Origin of the sequence: Paenibacillus puerhi, from assembly GCF_009846885.1 — a bacterium.
Taxonomy (GTDB): Bacteria; Bacillota; Bacilli; order Paenibacillales; family NBRC-103111; genus Paenibacillus_G; species Paenibacillus_G puerhi.
In genome coordinates this window covers 1-14,952 of the sequence record NZ_WUWM01000009.1, presented here as the reverse complement: position 1 = coordinate 14,952, position 14,952 = coordinate 1, and the positions used below count along the sequence as shown (strand labels likewise).

The 14,952-nt window shown below is 50.8% G+C and carries 16 protein-coding genes and 1 pseudogene; 9 read left to right on the top strand and 8 right to left on the bottom strand.

Annotated elements, in window-relative coordinates:
- Positions 1-57 precede the first annotated feature (57 nt).
- Entirely contained in the window at positions 58-1,578 is a 1,521-nt protein-coding gene (locus tag GSF01_RS09750; RefSeq protein WP_159883371.1) for a carboxypeptidase M32, read from the bottom strand.
- A gap of 103 nt (positions 1,579-1,681) precedes the next feature.
- On the opposite strand from GSF01_RS09750, the gene GSF01_RS09745 reads away from it, so the two are divergent.
- Positions 1,682-2,017 carry an iron-sulfur cluster biosynthesis family protein gene (locus GSF01_RS09745; protein WP_159883369.1) on the top strand — a complete coding sequence of 112 codons (336 nt, stop codon included), beginning with the start codon at positions 1,682-1,684 and terminating at the stop codon, positions 2,015-2,017.
- A gap of 25 nt (positions 2,018-2,042) precedes the next feature.
- Here GSF01_RS09745 and GSF01_RS09740 read toward each other — a convergent pair whose 3' ends face one another.
- From GSF01_RS09740 to GSF01_RS09710, 7 genes are all read right to left on the bottom strand, one after another.
- Positions 2,043-2,597 carry a beta-class carbonic anhydrase gene (locus GSF01_RS09740; RefSeq protein WP_159883367.1) on the bottom strand — a complete coding sequence of 185 codons (555 nt, stop codon included), beginning with the start codon at positions 2,595-2,597 and terminating at the stop codon, positions 2,043-2,045.
- Positions 2,598-2,653: 56 nt separating this feature from the next.
- Positions 2,654-3,250: a DUF309 domain-containing protein gene (locus tag GSF01_RS09735; protein ID WP_159883364.1), complete on the bottom strand. Its 597-nt coding sequence runs from the start codon at positions 3,248-3,250 to the stop codon at positions 2,654-2,656.
- A 362-nt stretch (positions 3,251-3,612) separates the two neighbouring features.
- Positions 3,613-4,236: an ABC transporter ATP-binding protein gene (locus GSF01_RS09730; protein WP_159883362.1), complete on the bottom strand. Its 624-nt coding sequence runs from the start codon at positions 4,234-4,236 to the stop codon at positions 3,613-3,615.
- Positions 4,227-5,057, bottom strand: a complete 831-nt coding sequence (locus tag GSF01_RS09725; protein WP_201305353.1) for an ATP-binding cassette domain-containing protein — start codon at positions 5,055-5,057, stop codon at positions 4,227-4,229. Before GSF01_RS09725 ends, GSF01_RS09730 begins: the two co-directional genes overlap by 10 nt.
- 11 nt (positions 5,058-5,068) lie before the next feature.
- A complete protein-coding gene (locus tag GSF01_RS09720) occupies positions 5,069-5,935 on the bottom strand; it encodes an ABC transporter permease (protein ID WP_235941382.1) in 867 nt (288 codons plus the stop codon).
- Between the two features lies 1 nt (position 5,936).
- Entirely contained in the window at positions 5,937-6,905 is a 969-nt protein-coding gene (locus GSF01_RS09715) for an ABC transporter permease (RefSeq protein WP_159883360.1), read from the bottom strand.
- Positions 6,906-6,990: 85 nt separating this feature from the next.
- The gene (locus GSF01_RS09710; protein WP_159883358.1) at positions 6,991-8,643 is read right to left on the bottom strand and encodes an ABC transporter substrate-binding protein; all 1,653 of its coding nucleotides are present in this window, start codon (positions 8,641-8,643) and stop codon (positions 6,991-6,993) included.
- A 769-nt stretch (positions 8,644-9,412) separates the two neighbouring features.
- Between GSF01_RS09710 and GSF01_RS09700 the strand changes: the two genes are divergently transcribed.
- The 8 genes and pseudogenes from GSF01_RS09700 to GSF01_RS09670 all read left to right on the top strand — a co-directional run bounded on the left by GSF01_RS09700 (position 9,413) and on the right by GSF01_RS09670 (position 14,612).
- Complete coding sequence (locus GSF01_RS09700) at positions 9,413-9,760, top strand: ABC transporter permease (RefSeq protein ID WP_159883729.1); 348 nt, start codon at positions 9,413-9,415, stop codon at positions 9,758-9,760.
- Between the two features lie 42 nt (positions 9,761-9,802).
- Positions 9,803-10,012, top strand: a pseudogene (gene nikC / locus GSF01_RS29600) (nickel ABC transporter permease subunit NikC); the annotation flags it as partial.
- Positions 10,013-10,023: 11 nt separating this feature from the next.
- Positions 10,024-10,245, top strand: coding sequence for a hypothetical protein (locus GSF01_RS09695; RefSeq protein ID WP_159883356.1), 222 nt, complete (start codon positions 10,024-10,026; stop codon positions 10,243-10,245).
- 47 nt (positions 10,246-10,292) lie between these two features.
- A complete protein-coding gene (locus tag GSF01_RS30345) occupies positions 10,293-10,862 on the top strand; it encodes an ATP-binding cassette domain-containing protein (RefSeq protein WP_159883727.1) in 570 nt (189 codons plus the stop codon).
- A 236-nt stretch (positions 10,863-11,098) separates the two neighbouring features.
- Positions 11,099-11,545, top strand: a complete 447-nt coding sequence (locus tag GSF01_RS09685; RefSeq protein ID WP_159883354.1) for a hypothetical protein — start codon at positions 11,099-11,101, stop codon at positions 11,543-11,545.
- An 11-nt stretch (positions 11,546-11,556) separates the two neighbouring features.
- Entirely contained in the window at positions 11,557-11,835 is a 279-nt protein-coding gene (locus GSF01_RS09680; protein WP_159883352.1) for a YxcD family protein, read from the top strand.
- 158 nt (positions 11,836-11,993) lie between these two features.
- Positions 11,994-13,928: a glycosyl hydrolase family 18 protein gene (locus tag GSF01_RS09675; protein WP_201305352.1), complete on the top strand. Its 1,935-nt coding sequence runs from the start codon at positions 11,994-11,996 to the stop codon at positions 13,926-13,928.
- 186 nt (positions 13,929-14,114) lie between these two features.
- A complete protein-coding gene (locus tag GSF01_RS09670) occupies positions 14,115-14,612 on the top strand; it encodes a DinB family protein (protein ID WP_159883350.1) in 498 nt (165 codons plus the stop codon).
- Positions 14,613-14,952: the final 340 nt, after the last annotated feature.

Below are 14,952 nucleotides of genomic sequence, written 5' to 3'. Positions count from 1 at the left end.
CCCCCAGCCCATCCTGCTTGATGAGTGGAGCGCCCTTTCCTTGAAGCGGAGCAAAGACTACAGCTTGTAAATATCGCTATATTTCTCGCGCAGATAGTCAACCAGATAGTCGGGATTAAGCTCCTCGCCGGTAACCTCCAGAATAATCTCTGAAGGAGTGAGGCTCTTCCCGTGCCGGTAGATCTTATCGGCGAGCCAGGCCTTGATCGGATGCAGATCGCCCTTCGCGACAAGCGCATCCAGGCCCCCAAGCTCGCGGTCCAGCGTTCTCGCGATCTGCGCCGCGTACATATTGCCAAGCGCATAGGACGGGAAGTAGCCGAATGCGCCGCCGGACCAATGCACGTCCTGGAGCACGCCCTCCCCGTTATTCGCAGGCTCGATGCCGAGATACTCGCGGTACTTCTCGTTCCATACGCGCAGGAGATCGGCTACCTTCACCGAGCCGTCGAACAGCGCCTTCTCGATTTCGTACCGGATCATAATATGTAGATTGTAAGTCAGCTCATCCGCCTCGATCCGGATCAGAGACGGCTTCACCTCATTGGTGGCCAGATAGAAGCTTTCTGCACTCACTCCGTCGAATTGCCCCGGGTAGTTCGCCTGCAGCTCGGCGTAATACCGGCTCCAGAACGGACGGCTGCGGCCGATCATATTTTCCCAGAACCGGGACTGCGACTCGTGAATCCCCATGGAGGTGCCAGTGCACAGCGGAGTTCCGAGCAGCTCCGGCGAAATATTCTGCTCGTACAGCGCATGGCCGCCTTCGTGGATCGTGCCGAATAAAGCGCTGTTCACATCGTCCTTCAGATAGCGGGTCGTAATGCGTACGTCTCCGGGGTTCAGACCGGTCGCGAAGGGGTGCACCGTCTCATCGAGACGCCCGGCGTCGAAGTCATAGCCCATCTGTTCGAGGATGAACAGGCTGAACTTCTTCTGCTTCTCCTGATCGAACGTCTGCTTGAGGAACCCGGTATCCGGCTTGGCGCCGGATGCCTGAATGGCCGCCAGCAGCGGAACGACCTGCTCGCGCAGCGCCCCGAAAACTTGATCCAGCTTCTCGACCGTCATGCCTGGCTCATACATGTCGAGCAGCGTATTGTATTTATGGCCCTCATAGCCCCAAAGCTCGATGAACTCTTGATTGAACTCCACGATCTTCTCCAGATACGGCTGGAACGAATCGAAATCGGATTGCTCCTTCGCATCCTCCCAGGCCGATTCCGCCTGCGCGGTCAGCACGACGTATTCCTGGTAACGCTCCGGCGGTATTTTTTTACTCCGGTCATATTCCCGCTTGCATTCGTTAACGATGCGCTTGTCGATAAAGCTAAGCTGCTCCTGATGCTCAGGCTTCGAGAAATAGTCGATGAACTCGCGCATTTCTTCGGATACCGACAGCTTGAAGAGCTCGCCGGAGAGATCGCCGACAACCTCGGAGCGGGCGGCGATTCCTTTCTTCGGCGCGCCGGTCCGCATATCCCAATAGATGAGGCCGATCGCTTCCTCGTAGCTTTTCATTTTCTTCACATACTGCTTGAATTGCTCCCACTTGGCGGCGTGTGATTCCGTACCCATACGCATTCCCCTTTCCCAATCCTTGGTATACTCTTGATCATACTTGGTCTTGAAAAGAGAAGCAACTTCCGTCAGAATAGGAGCGAAGGAGTGATAAACCCACATGCACATCACATTCACCACTCAGGCGGCCGCCGCTATCGATCAACGACTGGAAGCGGGACAGGCAGCCATCCTGAAGCTCGTGTACGATAACGAGGGCTGCGGCTGCGCGGTCAGCGGCGTCCCTACCTTATGGATCGAAAGCGCCCCTCAGCCGAATGATTTCCAGGTTGAGGCTACCGGGCTCCAGCATGCCGTATGGGTCGACAAGAAGCATGAGATTTACTTCGAGGAGCGCATGACGGTCGATTATAAAAACGAAGGCCGCGCCTTCGTATTGAAGAGCAGCGGCCAAATCTACAACGCATATATGAGCTTGATCGACAAGCGTTCTTAACCTGCACTTGCAGGGCCTGAAGAAGCTAGCCTTCCACGATGACGTCCAGCTTGCCGGTCGTAGGGTCGATGACCAGACCGTGCACCGGGATATCCGGGATCAGCGGATGGTTGCGGATCAGCTTCACGCTGCCGCGCACGCTTTCCCGGACGTCGTCGAAGCCCTGCAGCCAGCGCTCCAGGTTCATGCCCGAATATTCGATAATATCGATCGTTTCCTGCTTGATGCCCCGTTCGATAAACTTCCGCTTGACGGCCTCCGGATTGACGCTGCTCATCCCGCAGTCATAATGGCCGATGACGAATACCTCGCTGGCCCCCAGCTCGTAGATCGCGATAATTATACTCCGCATCAGCCCGCCGAACGGCGTATTGATGATGCCGCCGGCTGATTTGATAATCTTCACGTCGCCATTCTTGATGTTCATGCTGGCCGGCAGAAGCTCGATAAGCCGGGTATCCATGCAGGTGAGGATGACATACTTTTTATCCGGGAATTTCGAGGTCAAGTAAGGCTCGTACTTTTTGTCCTCGACGAAAACCTGGTTGTATTCCAATATTTTTTTTAAGGAATCGTTCATAGCTTTTTTCCTCCGCTCCATAGATTTCAGGGTATGGTTTGTCTATAAGTCTTGGTTTATTGTAGCTGATCCTTAACTTTTCCCGCAAGAGGCCATTCTAAAGTTGGCTTATCCCCTTCCGCTTGGCCATTCCCTCGCGCAGAGAGCCGCAGCTGCTTCTGCTTGAGCCGTTCCGCGATGACGCCGCTCCGGTCTCGGAGGGTGTGCTTGTTCACCAGGAAAATATCGTCCATCGGACTCGGCTTCTCCCAGTCCTCCATCGTCCGGCAGCGTTCCCGGCAAGCGGTCAGCAGCCCGAGATCGGCTATAGGCAGGTTCAGATCCGTAAACTCCCTCTCCGCTCCCCTCAGCTCCTGAAGTCGTCGTTCCATCCGCTGCAGCGTCTCCTCGTGATCAAGTCCGAGCGGAGCCAAGGAAGTCCGCTTCATCCGCTCCACGGCTCCTGCCAGCATTTTCGCCGCTCCGCCGCGGCGTCCTCTCCGTTCATGGTAAGAGGCTACAGCAATCTGAATCAGCACGACATAGGCCTCGCTATTCGGATCCTCCGGATGCTCCTTCCAATATTCTTCAAGCACCTCATGGCACTCGAAATAGTCTCTCTCCGCATGAAAGTAGACAAGATAGCTTACATAATCATCCGGATATCCGGCCAATTGTTCCCACCTCACTCTTTCCTTACTAACCTTGACTCTTGCAAAAAATGTCGGCTAGAACCTTGCAGGTTCGGCTCGAATGATCAGAACGCTTGTCGTTCTGGCCAACAAAAAGAGGACTTCGAGCCTTCTTGACGAAATTACGGTTACCACACCAAATTTCCAAGAAAAGGGGTTGTCCCGCCTCTATGGTAAATCTGCATGCGGCCATCGTCAAGTTCTTTTTTTCGCTCGAAGACAGTATCTCCCTGAAAATAACATGGACGCGCATCTGAGTTGGTCAATCAACTGAAAAAGCCGATCATTCGCAACTCATTGCGGCCTGATCGGCAGTATACCCTCATCGTTTTCCAGAAGGTACTTCAAGTCGTGGTGCTGAAGGCAGTCTCTTCACCCACCTTGTATATATTGTCGCATAAACGGTTCAAAAGGCTGGCCTCATGGCTGACGACAATGACGCCAATGTCCCTGCTTTTGCATATGCTGAGAAACGCATTCCAAATTTTCGCCTGTGTAATCGCATCCAGCATGGTGGTCATCTCGTCGGCAATGATATATTTTGTGGCGGGATTCAGAGCACGGACAATACAGAAGCGCTGCTTCTCGCCACCGGAAAGCTCAACGGGCCAACGGTTCATCCATTCCTCCCGAATTTCGAATGCATCCAGAATGTCTTGCGAGGGCACATACGATTCAGTCACAACATCCCGCATACGCCACATCGGATTAATCGCCTTTTCCGGATGCTGGTAAATCAATTGTACCGGGCGAAAAGTTCGTCGATCCATAGCCTTGCTTCCCAGCGTTACGCGGCCTGCCCTGGGAGAAATATAACCAGCCAAGACTCTGGAGAGCGTCGTTTTTCCGCATCCGCTGTAGCCGGATAAACCAAGCACCTCACCTGGAGCAACAGAAATGTTGATATCCTTAAATATCCAACGGTCTTTTTGATAATAGTGACCCAGCTTCTCTCCAATCAGAGGCATTGTATCTCTCCTGCCCTTCCCGTAAATTCCAAATCGAAATCATTCTGCGGCAAGGCCCTCCACAACCTTTGAGTGTACTCCGTTTTCAATCGTTCGCCCTTGCCTTCAAAAGCCGCCGCTTCGGAGATTTCAACTGTCGTTCCGTCTTTGATAACAGCTACTCGGTCTGCGATGTCCAATGCCGACACGATATCGTGGGTAATCAGCATGACCCCCGCACCCTCTTTAGCAAATTGCTTGAGTTGCCTTAAAATTTCGGAAAGCGCCTGCGGATGGATTCCAGGCGTTGGCTCGTCGGCAATGACAAGCTTGACACCCTCCCGGACGCTTGTTGCAAACATCACCCTGCGGAGCATCCCCCCCGACAACTCAAAGGGGAACAACCGTCCATCACTCTTCTTCAGGTCATATTGTGCAAATAGCTTCTCCTGCTCTTCCTGTGCAGTTTTCTTATCCAGCCCAATTTGTACCTGCCGCCCAACACGCATGAGAGGATCAAGATAGTTGACAGACTGTGGAATGAAGGAAATCTCTCTTCCCCTGAGCTGTTCCTTTCTTTTCTGTGTCAGTTCTTCTCCTTTGTACACCATGCTGCCACCGCATATGGCATTGCCGGGCAGGATCCCCAGCACAGCATGCGCCAGCAGGCTTTTACCCGAGCCGCTGGCTCCTACTACTGCCACAACTTCCCCTTCATCAATATCGACATGCATATCTGCTATGGGCCGTATTAGGCGTTTTTGTGTACCCTTAACATATTGAGAAAAGCCAATCGACAGGCTTTCCACCTTTAACAATGGTTTTTTCTGTGCGGCACTCATTATGCATCCCTCTATTCATTGGAGCTAGATGGCTCCACCAAAATACGAATCTTTTCACCGATACTATCAAAACTTTTTACGACTACTACTAAAAGCAGTCCCGGGAAAACGACCAGCCACCATTTTCCGGTAGAAATATGGCTCATTGCCTCGGATAAGATAATACCGATGGCCGGAGTTTGCGGAGATAGCCCGAACCCCAAGAAGGTCAGTGCCGCTTCATGCAAAATCACATGAGGAAACATCAATAGAAAGCCGATCATAATCTGAGGGAAAATAGACGGCATTATATGTTTTCTTGCGATATACCACGCGGATTTCCCGTAACTTCTAGATATTTGGATGTATTCGGCGCTTCTGATTTGCAGCACCTCAGAACGAACCACCCTGGCGAGCGCGGTCCAATGCGTCAGACAAACGCCCAATACAATTCCATGAATACCGCCACCGGCAAGGAAGCAGATCAAAACCATGAAAACGAGATGCGGCATACCTATAAACAAGTCGATAATCCAGGAAATAACGGCATCTCCCGCTTTGCCGAAGGTCGCCGCGCAAATTCCCATCACGATTGCAATTAGAACGCTGAGCAGAGAAGCAAGCGCACCTACGGCCAGCGACAGACGCAGTCCCTTGATGGTCCGCGTGAACATATCTCGTCCGAGCCAGTCTGTCCCGAATAAATGTTCAAGACTTGGGGCAAGGTTTTTGCTCCCGGCGCCCAGACGAAGATTGTCATTGCTCAGCCAAAAGCTAAGAATCAGGATGACAAACAGAAAACCGGCAGAAAACGCCAGCAGCAGCAGCATTTTTTTTCGGACATTCAGCTCTTCTCGTATGCTCCGCATGTTAGCTCGCTCTTCTTGTATGCTCTGCATCCTAGCTCGCCCCCTTTGTACGCGGATCTACCATCCTATTCAAAATATCGGCAATCAGATTCCCTGCAAATACAAACAGGGAGCTTATCAGAATAATACCTACCATTAATGGAAGATCTCCCTTTAATCCGGCCGTGGTTAAGGTGCTGCCCAGCCCCGGATAGGCAAATACCTGCTCCGCCAGCATGGAACCTCCGAAAAGCTCACCGAAGTAGGCAAACTGTAAGGTAATAGCAGGAATGACGGAGTTCCGCAAGCCATGATTTTTGAAGATTTGCCACTTGCTTTCTCCCCTTGCCTTTGCAAAAATGATATACTCCGTGTTTAAGATATCGATCATTTTCTCGCGAGTATGCATCGCTACATTGGCAACCCCCAAAATACTTAGCGTCAAAGCCGGCAAAACAAAATGATGAACCCGATCTATGAACCGCACGTCGCTCTCCAACACGCCGGCTGGTACGGACAAGCCCACGGGAAACCAATTTAGCCACACTGCAAAGACGATTAAAAGAATAAGCCCCATCCAGAAGATCGGAGTGGATACCAGTGTGTAGCTGTACCATTTAATGATTTTATCAATCATCTTGCCCCGATTCATGGCGGCGGTCATGCCAAGCAAATATCCGATAACCCCCGATAATACCCATGCAGTCCCCATTAAGGCAAGTGATGTCAGAAAACGACTTTGGATAATATCAATGACCGGACTGCGATAAAGCTTCGAAGTTCCAAAGTCGCCTTGAAGCAGCGCTCCTGCCCAGGAAATGTATTGTTCCACGGGGCTTTTGTCCAGGCCCCAGTATTCTTTCAAGCTCTCAATTTGCTCCGGCGACGCCGAGCTATCGCCTCCGATATAAGCATTGATCGGATCCATGGGAGACAGATGGATCAGAGAAAAGGTCAGGATAGATAACCCGATCAGCAGGGTCACAACGCGAATCAGACGAATAACGATGCTTTTGGTCACAGTAACTTCCCCCCTTACAGGAAAGGGAGTTTTCGGAAGCGGAGAGCCTCCAAAAACTCCCTTAATCACGTTATAATCATTGAATCTAGTTGCTCCATGTCCACTCTGTTATATTGCCGAATAATGCCCATTCATGACCGTGGGTATGAACCGGCTGTTTGCCGAGATTCAGCTTTTCATTTGCCAGATACAAATGGTCCACACGCACTAGCCAAACAATCGGCGCGTCCCCGATACCACTGAAGCCCGTTTCTCCATCCCACTGAGCTAGCTTCCAATTTTTATTGGCTTCCTCCTGTGTGGAAGCAGTGAGCGCCTTATTCAAATACTCGTCCACCTTGGGGTTCTGGTAGTTTGACATATTATCGATGCCCTTGTTCATCCTCAGAGAGGAATTCATTGAGTATAGCTGGTGGGGGTGATGTCTGCCGCCACCCCAGGCCACCGCCGCAGTCTTGCCCTTGAGATATATGTCATCCCAGGTAACGCCAATAGTATTAATCTTGATGCCGAATTTGGTCGCTTGGTCTGCAACGGCAAGAGAAAGGTCGCTGCGAAGCTGATCGCTGGAGCTGAAATACATGTCAAACTCTGCCTTTCGACCATTTTTCTCCACAATGCCATCCTTGTCGGCATCTACCCAGCCTCCCTCGGCGAGGAGCTGTTTGGCACCCTGAATGTCACCGTCCTTGACCATGGTTTTCTCGTTGAACCACGGCATATTGTCGCAAAGACAATATGCTTTTTTACCGTGGCCGTCCAAAGCCACATCCAGAAGCTTCTGGCGGTCCAGTCCAATATTGAGCGCCTTGCGTATGGCCAGATCGCTGGTTACATCGTTGCCGCTGTTCACTTCTTTACCGTTTGTCATGCCTTTGCCGCCGCTGGGTTGCGTGGGCAGCATGATTCCACGGGAGTCGATGCTCTCATAGGTACGAAGCGTCATACCATTCACCTTTTGATTTGCGAATGTCGGCGGAACGTAGACAATGTCAGCTTCTCCGGCTTTTGCGGCTGCAAGGGAAGCATCCTCCGCAAGAAGAAGGAAGGTCAGCTTTTTGAACTGGGGCTGTTTCCCATACCAGTAAGGGTTGTATTCCAGAATAACTTGTTGTCCATCATCGTACTGGACCACCTTATATGGGCCAGAGCTAATAGGATTTTTGGAATAGTTATCATTGTAATGAGCCTTGGGGACAATTCCGATCTCTGTGAGCTGACTTACAAATGTGGAACGCGGCTCGTGTAGCGTGATGACGACTGTGTGGCTGTCTGAGGCTTCTATTGACTTGACAAACGTCAAATCAAACTTGATACCATCCGCCTTGAGCATTTCATATGTAAACTTGACATCCTCCGCGGTAACGGGCTCGCCGTTGGAGAATTTGGCATCGCCGCGCAAGAAGAAGGTCCACGTAAGGGAATCCTCACCGATTGTATAAGACTTTGCAAGATCCCCAATAAAGTTGAGATCAGAGTCGATCATCAACAGTGAGCTATGGGTCAAACGAATTTGCGTCATTCCCCAGCCCTTCTTGGGATCGAACTGCCCGCCGTCCATTTTTCCAACAGCCAGCACCAAATCCTCTTTAACCGCTATCGAGCTCTGCGAGTTGGATTTACTTTCCTGTACCGAAGAACCAGTTTCGCAGCCTGCCACTACCAATAACACTGATAATGCCATTGCTAAATACGATAAAGTCCGTTTTTTAGTGAATGCTTTTACTTTAACTTTCATAATAGCCCCCATAGTTAGGATATTTAATTAAGATATTAAAATAATGGATCACCGGCTAACTTCATACCATCCGCTAAGATTTGGCTCTTACTTTCTCTACATTCGTGATAGCAATCCCCCCAATACCCATCCCTATATTCCGTCTTTTCTTTTGAATATGAAGGGCAGGCTTCTTTATTCGTAAAAAATACGATTATAACACAGCTAATTGTAAGGATAACGATTAATATTGTCAATCGATACTTTTTCACTAGCAATGTCATTAATTCAAAACATCGTCAATACACATTCGTAAGTCTCCTTTTTTTCACAAAACATTCATTCCGATAGCTCTTATAGGTCATAGGAACGGTGCTGGATGCGTTATACAATTTGAATAAGCTTCCATTTCAGAATAGAAAGCCATTTAGATCACAAGGAGAGCATCTGATGATAATTTTTGAAAGTTAGGAAGCGCAGTATCCTAAGATTATGCTTGGCTCTGATTATGACGTTCTCATTATGCCTGACTGGAAGCAAACAATTAACCCTTATCCACAGTCTCCCTGTAGATACGCTTGATCCGCACAACGGATCGCGCTCCGGGCCGGCGTGACGGAGACGTTAGTCCGTCTGGATGAGAACATGCAGGTTGTACCCTGGCTGGCAAGCAAATGGGAATCTACGGACCCGATGACTTGGATAGCTTTCAAAACGGGACAAAGCTGGATGCCACGGCGGTAAAGGCTTCATTTGAAAGAGGGATCGCTGATAGCAAAGCGCCGGTCTCCTGGATACGCTATCGCAGGAGTACATTCGGGCGGCTTGGTCAAGAGGTATAAAGGAATGGCGCATTACACTCAGGCATGCGATGCGTGCTGCGTTGCTTCCGATCATTGCGGTGTCCGGGATCAGCCTGGACGCACTGTTAGCGGGCTCTGTCGTCACCGAGTCCTTGTTCGGGTGGCCGGGACTGGGCAGTCTCGCGATAGAAGCCATTAGGCTGCGCGATTATCCAGTAGTTCAAGGATATGTTCTGTTAAGCGGAGTCTTTTTTCTCGTTGCCAATTGGCTCTCGGATATCGGTCTGGCAGCGCTAGATCCGCGCATTCGAATGCAAAAGGGGCGGCGTGTATGAGGAAGGGAACGAGTTTTCGTTTAAGAGGCGTTGCTGTAGCGCCTTGGCTTGGGTGCGCAGCCGCCTGCCCCGGAATGGGGCTCGATGCTTAATGACGGACGCCCGTATTTTCAGGCTGCTCCAGAGCTCATGATGTATCCGGGATTATGTATCTTATTCGTTGTTCTGGCCTGCAATCTGCTCAGCAATGGCATGCGCGATCTGCTTGATATACGCACAAATCATCGCAGATGCAGCAAAATATTAAGGTGAGGTGCATGCTTTTGACAGGTGAGACTGTCATACATTTGTCCAATAAGAACGTCGATCCAAAGCTGCGCTTAGCTTTAAGCCAGAAAACACCAATCATTCTTCGTGTAGGTGAATCGCAAGTCGAGTTTATGGAACGGAAACGTCGCAAGCTGCTTATACAAAAGGTTTCCTTCGATATCCGCCAGGGAGAAATGCTGGCGCTTGTTGGCGAAAGCGGCATGGCAAAAGCCTGACCGCCGCTGCGCTTGCTTCTGGCTCTTGAGCCCCCGGTCAAGGTGAAATTCTATTTCGGGGACAGTCCTTAATATGGACGAACAAACAAGAGCCGCGGCAACTTCGACAGCATATACAAGTTGTTTTTCAGGAATCAACTGCTTCTCTTAACGACCGCTTGCCGATTTGGCGTTCCGTATTGGAGCCGCTAGACAACTATCCGAACGTTCATCCTGCATTCTTTCACGGGCACACGTTATCCAGAAGGGAAAAAGCGGAGCAGCTGCTGAAAATGGTGGGTCTGTCCGGCGAGCACATGGACCTGTACCCGCTCGAGCTAAGCGGAGGGCAGAGACAGCGTGCCTGCATTGCCCGCGGGATTAGCTTGTGTCCCCAGTTGCTGATTTGCGATGAACCTACGTCCAGCTTGGATGTAATCACGCAGAGTCAAATCTTGTATTTGCTTCAATGCTTACAGCAGCAGTTGAATATGTCTGTACTATTCATTTCTCAAGACCTTGCCGCTGTAGTGCAAATATGTGATCGCATGCTCGTCATGCATAAGGGGGCATCGTGGATGAGTTTGCAACTGATGAGCTTTGGAGCGACGAACGTCATTCTTATACTCGCATGTTGATATCAGCTGCCTTATAAAAATGCATCTCTATGCACGGTTTGTAGCAGATAAGTCACATCATAGACTAATCAGGGCTTGTTGACAGAATTCGCAAGAGTCAAATTACTTAGAGCATTCCAGCTTACCTTTAAAAACATGGTAACAATTTTGTTTAAATGTTGAAACCTTCGTCTACATTAGACGTATTACTCTCTGTTTGACTAAAAACAATCTCATATCTGGAGGATGTTACGATCATGTGGAAAAAACTATCTCTCGTCTTGATGGCTGCTACCATCGCCTTTTCGTTCAGCGCGCCTCAGCATGTGGATGCCAAAAGGGGGTACTCGTCGCCTAAGAAAAGCTACAGCCCAAGCAGCGGCTCGACGACTCAAAAACCTAACAGCGGAGTTAATAATTCCACTCCGGCAGCTTCTAAAACACCTGCAGCGTCTACAGCGGCTCCTGCCAAAAAGCCTGGCTTTTTCAGCGGCGGCTTGATGAAGGGCTTGTTGATCGGCGGCCTCGCGGGCATGCTGTTCGGAGGTCTGTTCGGCGGACTGGGCATGCTCGGCAACATCCTAGGCTTTCTCGTGAACATGCTCGCGATCGTTGTTCTGGTCGTCGTCATCCGCAAAATTTATATCCACTTCCGTGACCGCAAGAAGCTTAATCAAGACCCGCGCGGGAATGACTACCGCTAGGAGTGTCCGGCATGAAATTAACCGAGCAGGATATCATCAATGCGGTGTGTCTGAACATCGCCGACCGCAAGCAAATTCAACCGACCCAGGTCGAGGTTGAGATGATGTGGGATGAGGATCACGGCTTCTCCGCCGAGGTGCATGCTGAAGGCCGCAGTCAGGTGTTGATCGCAGCGAACCTGCTGGAGGCTATCGAGCGCTTCCTCTACACCCAACAGAATATGCGCGTATTCCGCGATCAGATCCGGCTGGAGCTGGAGGACGAGATCGTCGCTTACGTGGCAGTCTAATAGGGCATGAAAGAAGAACCGGCATTTGTGAACGGACAACCGCTCGCGAATGCCGTTTTTTTGCGTCCCCAGCTTTTGCCGTGCAACTTTCAACCCTCTTCCATCGTCGATTAGTAGAGTACTAGACTCTGCATATTGGGACAGAAAGAGGCTGATGCATGTTGAAGCGCAAGACCCTGCTGTCGTTGACCGCCCTCTCCTTGTTTTTCTCCGTAGCCGGTACGGCCGCGGCAGCTGATAAGACTACGAAATACCGGGTATACCAGGATACGGCTCTGCTCTATGAAGCATCCGACTACAAGTCGGCGGAAGCTTTTGCCCGCCGTTATACCGACTCGCATGTCGAGGAGATCGGCTCGCGCAACTGGGTATGGCATAACTATCCCCGTTATAAGGTGTATCAGCATGGCTATAGCAGCTCCGCTTGGGAATTCGCCACGCTCGATCAAGCGATCCGGGAAGCCTCCAACTGGGGCAACGCCAGCGTAAGGGACCTGCAGTCCGGCGGCTGGGTATGGAACAATTATCCCGAGTACCGCGTTTATCAAGGGGAAGCCACACTGCCGGGATGGACCTTCCGGACGCTGAACGAAGCGATCGCGGAGGCGAGGAAATGGTCCAATTCCCATGTCATCGAGCTGGATACCCATGCCTGGGTCTGGGACAACATGAGCGCGGAGACTAAAAAGCAGGCGCGCAGTCAAAACCCCAAAGTATATCAAGTGTATCAAGGAAATCATACATCTGAGGACTGGAAGTTTGCCCTGCTGGAGGATGCCCTAAACGAATCGCTGCGCTGGGGCAACTCGACCATCGTTAACACGAGCACAGGGAACACAGTATTCTCTAATGTAAAGCCGTTCAAGGTCTATCAGAACGATAACTTCCTGAACGCCTTCCTGAGCATCGACGATGCCATAGCCTATGCGAAGCTGTTCGCACATACGCGGATCGAGAATGAGCAGGCGCCGAAGCTAAACGGCAAAGCTCAAGTCATTTGGAATAATTATCCCTATTATCGCGTTTATCAAAATGCCAATTTAATAGGCGAATTCACGACCATCGGCTCGGCACTCCAGTATGCCAAAAACTACAGCAACGCTTCCATCCGTCTCTATGACGATGGCTCGGCGATCTGGGACAATCTGCGCAAGCTGCAGTATTGGGGCTGGAACGGCAGCTCGGCGGACGCCACCATCCGCAGCCAGGTGAATACGACCGTCGGACTGGATGTCGTCTCTCCGACCTATTTTACCCTTGCTGACCCGGCGGGAACTATGACGGACACGTCGAATAAGGAAACCGTCGCTTGGCTCAAAAAACAAGGGTTAGCCGTTCACCCTCTCGTCAACAACCAATTCGATGCATCCTTGACGACCAAATTCCTGGGCTCCAAGGACGCGCGCGCCAAGTTCATCAGCGCCCTGGTCGGTAAGTCGTCCTCGCTTGGCGTAGACGGGATCAACGTAGACTTCGAAAGTCTAGCAGCCAGCGACCGGGCAAACTTTACGACCTTTATGCAGGAGCTCACGGATGCGGCGCATGCCAAAAATCTGCTGGTGTCCGTCGATCTGCCGCGCGGCAGCATCAAGTGGAACGCAAAGACAGCCTTTGATCATGAGAAGCTCGCTTCGATCGTCGACTATATCATCACTATGACGTACGATCACCACTGGAAGGGCAGCACGGAGCCTGGCTCTGTAGCCGGACTTCAGTGGGTGGAGGAGGGCGTGACGGAGTTCCTCTCCTACGGCATCCCCCGCGACAAGCTGATCATGGGCATCCCTTTCTATGTTCGCGAATGGAAGGTCGACTCTAGCGGCAAGCTCATCAGTAATCGAGCCGTTCTGATGAAGGATATCCCCACACTGATCCGTGACAAGAAGGCGGTTCAAACCTGGGATCCTACCTTCCAGCAGTATAAAGTGGAATACAAAGAAGGCGGATTCACTTACGTGTTCTGGCTGGAGGACGAAGCTACCGTCAAGGCGCGGATCGATATAGCCGCCAAGGATGAGCTGGCCGGCGTCGCCGCCTGGCGCCTCGGGTACGATACGACTGAGCTTTGGAACATGATGCTTCAGCAGAAATAGAGACAAGCCCGGCAGACTGTCCGCAGTCCGGCCGGGCTTGCTTTTGTTTTCATGGGATCCAGCGACATGTGGGTATATTGTCTCGGACGTCCCGCCTCAATAGTGATGGTAAATATCACTTAAAAATCTAGTGAAATTCTGCGAGGGTTATAGTATGCTAGCCATATAAGGAAGGAGAGGAAAACTTTGGTTAAACAATTAATCGTTGGGGATGCCTTGCATGAACTGGCCACTACACGCCGCACCCTGGAATGCTTGCCTGAAGAGCATATGACGTGGAAGCCGCACGTGAAATCGATGACGCTGGGCGGGCTGGCCACGCATCTGATTAATCTGCTGAACTGGCAAGTCGCGATTTTTCTTTACCCGGAATTCGATCTTTCGACCGTGCCGCTTCGGCGGGAACCTTTGCAAAGACGCGAAGACATGCTGGAGGAATTCGATGCGAACGTCGTCAAGCTTGAGAAGCTATTAGCCGAATGTGACGAAAAAACGCTCGGCGAGGAATGGACCTTGCGCAACGGCGACCATATCATCCTGCGCCAACCGCGGGCGTTGGCCCTTCGCACCTTCGGATTAAGCCACATGGTCCATCACCGGGCGCAGCTTGGAGTGTATTTGCGGCTCCTCGATATTCCGGTCCCGGGGGCCTACGGTCCCTCAGCCGACGAGGAAGGAAAATAAACTAAGGCGCGACGAAAAGTCGCAGGGCATCGGCATGACCGCCGGAACTCTGCGACTTTTTTTCATTACGAAAATCTTATTCCTCCTACTCCTTCCTAGGAAGAAAGAATTGCTTTAGTTCAACCTATATAGCAGTCACATAGTTTTACATTTAGGAGGTTTTCAGTTTTATGAATATGAAAATCATCGTATTTTCAACTGTTGCTGTAGCATGTGTTTATTGCATAATAAAAGTGCCGAATATTGCAGCGTAAAAATGCTAAGTTAAATGCAAAAGAGACACTTGCCAGCATCCTATTAAACTCCTATCGTAAGGTTTGCGAGAACTGACGAAGGAGAC